This is a genomic window from Desulfosarcina sp. (genome assembly GCF_033791525.1).
Classification (GTDB): Bacteria; Desulfobacterota; Desulfobacteria; order Desulfobacterales; family Desulfosarcinaceae; genus Desulfosarcina.
The window spans coordinates 1-7,725 of the sequence record NZ_JASJGN010000459.1; the positions used below are offsets into that span (position 1 = coordinate 1).

At 52.6% G+C, this 7,725-nt stretch carries 6 protein-coding genes; all 6 read left to right on the top strand.

Annotated features, from left to right (window positions below; genetic code table 11):
* On the top strand, positions 1 to 501 hold a 501-nt coding region (locus tag QNK41_RS21570), incomplete at its 5' end, for a hypothetical protein (RefSeq protein WP_319261488.1).
* A gap of 11 nt (positions 502 to 512) precedes the next feature.
* Positions 513 to 2,570: a hypothetical protein gene (locus tag QNK41_RS21575; protein WP_319261490.1), complete on the top strand. Its 2,058-nt coding sequence runs from the start codon at positions 513 to 515 to the stop codon at positions 2,568 to 2,570.
* A 42-nt stretch (positions 2,571 to 2,612) separates the two neighbouring features.
* Positions 2,613 to 4,364, top strand: a complete 1,752-nt coding sequence (locus QNK41_RS21580; RefSeq protein ID WP_319261493.1) for an alpha/beta fold hydrolase — start codon at positions 2,613 to 2,615, stop codon at positions 4,362 to 4,364.
* Between the two features lie 42 nt (positions 4,365 to 4,406).
* The gene (locus tag QNK41_RS21585) at positions 4,407 to 5,582 is read left to right on the top strand and encodes an iron-containing alcohol dehydrogenase (protein WP_319261496.1); all 1,176 of its coding nucleotides are present in this window, start codon (positions 4,407 to 4,409) and stop codon (positions 5,580 to 5,582) included.
* Between the two features lie 40 nt (positions 5,583 to 5,622).
* Entirely contained in the window at positions 5,623 to 6,036 is a 414-nt protein-coding gene (locus tag QNK41_RS21590; RefSeq protein ID WP_319261499.1) for an SCP2 sterol-binding domain-containing protein, read from the top strand.
* A 35-nt stretch (positions 6,037 to 6,071) separates the two neighbouring features.
* Positions 6,072 to 7,725, top strand: a 1,654-nt coding sequence (locus tag QNK41_RS21595) for an aldehyde ferredoxin oxidoreductase family protein (protein WP_319261502.1), incomplete at its 3' end; no start/stop codon positions are given.

Sequence of the window (7,725 nt, forward strand, 5' to 3'; positions counted from 1 at the left end):
CCGGATGTCCGGCTGACCGTGACCACCCGCCCCAATAAATATCTGGCCGACATGGATGTGATCGTCACGGCCACTTCAGGTGCGGGCAAGAAGGTTCTGGATATCACCAAGGTCAAGCCGGGCTGCATCATCACGGACGTGGCCCGTCCGTTGGACCTCTCCCCGGAGGATGTGGCCAAACGTCCGGACGTACTGGTGATCGAATCGGGAGAAATTGAATTGCCCGGCAACCCGGAGTTGAGAAATATCGGACTGCCCGACAAAGTGGTCTATGCCTGCCTGGCCGAAACGATCGTCTTGACCTTGGAGGGTCGCTTTGAGATCTTTACCATTGGCCGGGACATCGAGTGGGAAAAGGTGAAAGAAATCTACAAACTCGGCCTCAAGCACGGCATGAAACTGGCCGCCGTTTCCGGCGTCAACGGTGTGTTTTCGGATGATGATATCGCCCAGGTGAAAAAGCTTGCCCTGGAAGCCAGAAATCAACAAATCGCCAGTTAGCGGAGGTTCATGTGAAGCATATCATCCAAATCAGTTTGGGACCCAGTTTAGACGACAATGAATTCGAAACCGGCTTTTTAAAGCAAACGTTTCACGTCCAGCGCCTGGGAACCGACGGCGATGTGGACAAAGCCTCCGACCTGCTGCTTAAGTGGAACAAAAAGGCCGATGCCATCGCCTTGGGCGGCATTCGTTCAGCCCAATCCTTGGGTCAGAAGCGCGCTTTAAAAAATGATTTGGCCCGGCTTTTAAAACTCGGATCCAAACTGGAGACCCCCGTGACATCCGGCGACATGCTTCGACTGGTGGGCCACGAATGGTCGTTGCGTCATATCCAGTTCAAGCTTGGCAATAACTATTTCAACAATGCCCGCGTATTTTTTTTCTCCGGGAGATCGAGTCGCACCATCGCCAGGGTCATGGCGGAATACAGCGACAACCTGACATTTGCCGACGCCTCGCTCGAAAACGGGATCCCCCGGTTGATCGACGGGATGAAGGAGCTGGAACGCTATAGCGGCCGCCTTCGGGATGTGCTGGACTGGGTCCCCGGAAAAAGCATGCTCACGGATAGCGAACCGGTGCGATCGATGATCGAGCATGTGGTGCGACAGGCGGTTCAGAAATCTCATGTTCTGGTGGTTCCCCATCACAGTTTTTTCAAATACCTGGACCCTTACACCGTCGAAGACCTCAATGGCAAAACGGTGATCACGTCCACGGTTTATGACGACCGGATCGATTACCTGAAAGACAAGGGCGTGGACGTGATCATCGACACCACGCCGAAGCTCTTAAGCAATGTCGCCGGCGTGAGCGTGTTGGAAGCGATGCTGCGGGTTGCATTCGATATCCCCAAGGGCGAAGAGAGCGACGACGAATTGCTCGAGATCATCAGCAACATGCAAATGGAACCACGCATCATCTATCCTTCCGGAAAGCCCAAACGGGTCAACCGATTCGCCTATGTGATCCATCCACCCAGCCAGGAATACCTCAAAAAACTCAAACCCATCGAGGTGTTGTCGGACATCGCCCCGGGCATGATGGATACGGTTGAAAAGGTCATGGCCTATGCGCCGCCGTTTGTCTACTCCACGGTCAGCGGCATTCGTTCGGAAACCGGTGTGGAGGCCGAAGGATGGTTGATCGCCCTTGGGGTAACGCCTGAGCAGATGCAGGCCCACGGACCCGATTTCACGACCAAACGGATCCTGGAGGCGGCCGAGATCGCCAAAAAGAAGGGCGCCCAGATCATGGGAATCGGTCTGCTCCCAAAAGCGATGAAAGACACCAGCCTGGACGTGGCCAAACACGCCGTGCTGCCGATTACTACGGGCAACAGCTATTTTGCCTCCTCAGCCCTGTGGGCCGGGGCCGAGGCCGTTCGCAAGATGGGCATGACCCGGCTTAAAAACGGGAAGCTGCTGCGCGCCAAAGCCATGGTTATCGGCGCCACCGGGGCGGTGGGGGTGATTTGTTCGCACTTATTGGCCAGGGCCTTCGAAGAGGTGCACCTGGTCGGCCGCAATATCGCCAAACTGCTGGCCCTGCAAGAGTCCATCCTAAAAGAAGTTCCCTCGATCAAGCTGCATGTCTCCACCCGGGCGGACAAGAATCTGAGCGAGATGGATATGATCGTGGCTGCCAGTTCCGGTACCCGGGACGTGCTGGACATCATGCAGGTCAAACCCGGCTGTGTGATTACCGATATCAATCTGCCGAGTATTTTCACCAAGGAAGGCGTTGCCAAACGACCCGATGTCTTGGTGATTCGTGGCGGAGAAATTCGCCTGCCGGGCGATCAGGTGGAGATGAAAGATATCGGCCTTCCGCCCGGCGTCGTCTACGCCGGACTGGCCGAAACGATCACCCTGGCCCTGGAGGGACGTTTTGAGGTGTTCACTGTCGGCACTTCACCCCAATGGGACAAAGTCCGGGAGATTTATCGCCTGGGCCTCAAACACGGCATGCAGCTGGCGGCCATTTCCGGGGTTGACGGCATCTACAGCGAAGAAGAGATCGCCAGGGTCAAGGAGCTGGCCATCAAGGAGCGCAATCGGGCATGATTTTCAAGACGTGGCTAAATCTGAACAGGAGCGCAATCGAGCATGATCTTCAAGAAATGGCGGAATCTGAGCAGCAGCGTGGTACGCTATTTGGTGAACGATGGACCGGCCTATTTGATTAACGGAAGCTATAACGCCTACAGCACGTTTTATCGCGGACAGCTCAGTCTGGGGCTTCCGGTGTCCAAAGAACTGATCGTCAGCCAGAAGGAGATCAAGACGCGGGCCGTGCAAAAATTGGCCTTGGTGCTCTATCACATGTTTTTGAATGCAACCGGTTTGCAGATTCCCAGAGATGAGATCAAAGCGGTCATCTACGATGAACTCAAAAAAGGACGCCTGCGCCTCACCGAAAATGTCATTCTGCTCACCGAAGATGAATTGGCCTATCTCTCCCTAAAGCGATTCAAGGTCCCCAAGAAACACTTGAAGGGTGTTTCGGAAATAGGCCGACGCCGCCTGATTCTAAGGGAAGCAGTGCGGGCCAATCCGGTCCCCATCTATTTTGAAAATGAAATCGAAGAAAAAGAACAAAACGGGCGGGGTGACTACGAAATCGTCCACTATCGAAATTTTACCGATGAGGGGAACGCCATCGGTTTTCGACGAATCATCAGCATGGAGGGCGTCACTGCCGGCGACGATCGACCGGCCGTGGTTCTGGTCCCGGGTTTTGCCAACAGCAGCAATTGCTTTAACATAAACAATCGCTATTCCCTGGCGAAAGATATCGCCGACAAGAATGTGTGGGCCTATCTTTTTGATTCAAGGGGCGTGGGGGTCAATGCAGGTCGTTTTGACCCCCTCTGCACCGTGGACACCATAAGCGACTATGATCTGCCCACCCTGACGCGCTTTGTCCATAAACGCAGCCACGGTAAGCCCTCCTTCCTACTGGGCCACAGTATGGGAGGCCTTGTTTCGGAGAACATGATTCTCAACTGGTCCCTGGCACGTCAGCTGGACGACATCGACATTGTCGATCAAGGACAAAAGGAGATCCTGGCGAGATCCCTACCAACACCGGATGCCGCCGAGAAATATCTCAAAATGGTGCGGTGCGTCATCTCACTGGCATCCCCTAAATTTTTCCACAAAAATTCCCATATCTTCTTTCCGGTCTCTTTGTGGCTCAATCATCTTTCCAGGGTATTTCGTTTCCAGAAGGTACCGATAAAAGAGGTTTCCAAATTATTTACCGAACTGCCGGTCTTAAAACAGATTTCCCGCTTTGTTTGGCAGCATAATGTGGGTGATTTAAATTTCCTCATTTCACCGGAAAATCATAAAAACGACAAGCACTTTGTAGAGCTCTATTTAAAGGAAGCCACGGAATCGATCCCATTGGGGCTGGGGTTTCAATGTTTAAAAGCGATCTATAACGGCGAGGGGTTTAAACGAATGGACGGTAGCGGTCTGAACTATTCCGATTGCTTGGCCTGGTTTCCGGATAATATCCCGATATTTCATTTTTGGGGGACCCGGGACAACATCGTGCCGCTGGAAAATATGCGCTACAGCAAGCACTATCCCCACAAGATCAAAAAAGTCTACCACATCAAGTCACCCGGAGATTTACGAAAAATAAACATAACTGCGGAATGCAGCCAGCTGGTCGATTTTGTCATAGAGGGGGCGAATCATCTGGATCTTTTATACGGCAAGGTGGCAGATGAAATTGTAAAGCCCCTCTTGATGCAAATCGTTGAAAACATCTGGGGGGATTGGACGTACGATTCTTCCTGTGAGTGGTCGGGCCGGAACGAGAGGCTGAAACGGCAGAAGAAAGCATAGCGTAGATGTTTAAACCGGATCAGTTTGTATAAGGAGAAACGAATGTTACCCGAGTTTTATCAATTTCACCACCCCACCAAAGTGATATACGGGGAAGGTTTGGTAAACGATTTTGCCCATGAATTGGAAGAGTTGGGCGTTAAAAACTATTTTATTGTATCTGATCAAGTGCTGAGCAGCCTTGGATTAATTGAACAGATTAAGACCGGGCTGGAAGAGGCCGGTTTCACCATTACAGGTGAATTCTATGATGTTCCCCAAGACGCATCGGTTGAAGCAGTGGAAAGTATCAGTCGTCAGGCGACGGATAGCGGTGCCGAAGGATTGATCGCCGTTGGAGGCGGCAGCGTCATCGATGCCACCAAAGCAGCCAACTTTGTTTTCTCAGAGGGCGGTGACTTGGTCGCGGACTACTCCGGGGCGTCCACGCTCACAAAACCCCTGAAGCCGTTTATCGTGATTCCAACCACCGCCGGCACAGGAAGTGAAAACACACTGATAGCGATGATTTACGACGTGGCCAACAAAACCAAACTGGCTTTTTCAGATAAGTTCCTGCTACCGGATCTGGCGGTGCTGGACCCAGTGATGACCCAATCTCTACCGCCCGGTTTGACGGCATCCACCGGTATGGATGCCCTCACCCATGCCGTGGAATCCTATGTGGGGGTGGATACATCTCCTCACTCCGAAGCCCTGGCGGTCGCAGCCATCAGGCATATTTTTAAATATCTTGTGCGGGCCACGCAAAAAGGAGATGACTTAGAGGCCCGGGGGGGTATGCTCATTGCCGCCAATATGGCCGGCAGCTCTTTTTCGCACTCCATGGTGGGCTGCGTTCACGCCATGGCCCATGCCGTGGGCGGCCTGACCCGCGTGCCCCACGGAGTGGCCAATGCCATCCTGCTGCCCCATGGTATGGAATACAATTTTGAAGTCTGTAAAGAAAAATTTGCCGAGTTGGCGCCTGTTATGGGAGAGAATGTAACCGGGAAGTCGATTGACGAAGCTGCCCGTGGGGCCATAGCGGCAGTTAGGCGCCTCGGCCGGCAGTTGAATGCCTTGAATGCCATGGCTGTGCGGCTCAAGGATGCCGGGGTTCCTGAAGAGAGCTTGCCCGCCATTGCTGAAGCCGCAACCGAAGATGGGGCGATCGTCTACAATCCTCGGGAAGTAGTCGCTGAAGAAATATTGGTTCATCTGAAAAACGCATATTAAAGCTTGCAACGTCATTAATTAAAACGAGAGGGAACCAAGCATGAGTGTTTTTGAGAGTCATGAGAAATTTAAGGAAGTTATCGTCGGGTTTTTTAACCTCCTTGGTGATACGCCCCTGGTTGCGGATAAATTGATGGCATCCAAATTGGTCATCCGTTTTATCTATTCGGACCCGGATCTGGCGGTGGTTGTGGATTGCTCCGGTGATGCCGTGGATGTACGTCCGGATGACACAGATACCAAAGCTCTTGTTGAATTAAGCATGAAGGCCGACATTGCCCATAAATTCTGGTTCGGGAAGGTCAATCTCACCATGGCATTGACACGTCGGCAGATGGTTGCCAAAGGTCCGGTTCCCAAGATTTTAAAGCTATTGCCGGCCATCAAGCCGAGCTATGCCATGTATCCAAAATATTTGGATGAAAACGGATATTCCCAGTACAATATTCACTAAGCCAAGATCTTTATCAAATAAAGGAAACAGACAAAATGGGTGGCTATGCCGGCAATCTTCTCTATGTCGATCTGACAAACGGTCAGGTCCAGGTAAAACCGCTTGATATGGCATTCGCCAGGGAAAATATCGGCGGCCTTGGATTTGGAACCCGTATCTTTCTGGATTTGATCAAGGATAAGCCCCAATTTGAAGCGCTTTCCGCCGACAATCCCTTTATCCTGATGACCGGTCCTTTAACCGGGTGCGGGATGGATGCTACGGCGAGATGGTCGGTCTGTTCAAAATCACCCCTCACCGGATATTGGGGGGATGCCAATGTGGGGGGACATTTTGGATCCAGATTAAAGCTCGCCGGTTACGATGGGATCGTTATTACCGGAGCTGCGGAAAAGCCGGTCTGTCTTTTTATCAACGATCAAGAGGTTGAACTGCGCGATGCATCCGAATATTGGGGCAAGGATGTTTATGCCACCACCGACGCGTTGACCAAAGACTTTAGAGATCAATCGCCCAAACCGGGACAGGTGCTCACCATCGGGCCGGCAGGTGAGAAACAGGTTCGGTTTGCCAATCTGATCAACAAGAAGGGACATGCGGCCGGTCGTACCGGCCTCGGGGCCGTATGGGGGGCAAAAAAATTGAAGGCCATCTATGTGGCCGGTAGCGGCAAAATCGATATCGCTCAGCCCGGGAAATTAAAGGCGTTGCGCACGGAATTAAAAGAGGTTTATGCTGATAGCATCTATATCAGCTCCCTCCAGTCGGCCGGAACTCCCGCCCACCTGGATGTCGGCATTATTGCCGGCGATATTCCCATTAAAAACTGGCAGATGAGCGATTGGGATGAGATTGATGAGCTGGGTCCGGCATCCATCGAAGAGAAGATTCATGCCGGTGGACGCACCTGTTACGCCTGCACGGTGGCGTGTAAGAAAAACGCCGAGGTAAAAGAGGGGCCGTTTAAAACCAAAAAAGGACCGGGCCCTGAATACGAAACCGTTGCCGCCTTTGGTACTATGTGTTTGAACTCCGATATCGAATCTGTGGCCAAAGCCAATGAGATCTGCAATCGCTATGGTCTGGATACCATATCCTGCGGGGCAACCATTGCATTTGCCATTGACTGCTTTGAAAATGGTTTGCTCACCACCCAAGAGACCGATGGGCTCGAATTGCGTTGGGGAAACTCGGCTGCCATCGTTGCCATGGCTGAAAAGATCGGCAAAAACGAGGGTTTCGGTGCTATACTTGCAAAGGGCAGCGTCAAGGCCGCGGAACACATCGGCAAAGGCGCCGACCAATATCTGACTACGGTCAAAGGTCTTGAAGCCCCCATGCATGACCCCAGAAACGCGCACGGCTTCGGGCTGGCCTATGGCATATCCCCCCGGGGTGCCTGCCACGAGGCGAGCCTGGTTTATGAGGTCGAAGGCGGTGCCATGTATATTCCGGAACTGCCCGAGTTGGCCGAGGATCTACCCGAGGGCAGTCAAGGACGGGCCCGATTAAATGTGGCCTGCCAGGACTACGGCATGTTTTTTTCCAATTGCGCCATCTTTTGTAATCTGGGCGCTGCCCCCCTCAATGCAACCCAGGCCGTGGCCATGCTGAACCATGTGACCGGATTCGACTATACCTTGGAAGAGGTGATGAAAATCGGTCGCAGAATCTGGTACCTAAAGCGCG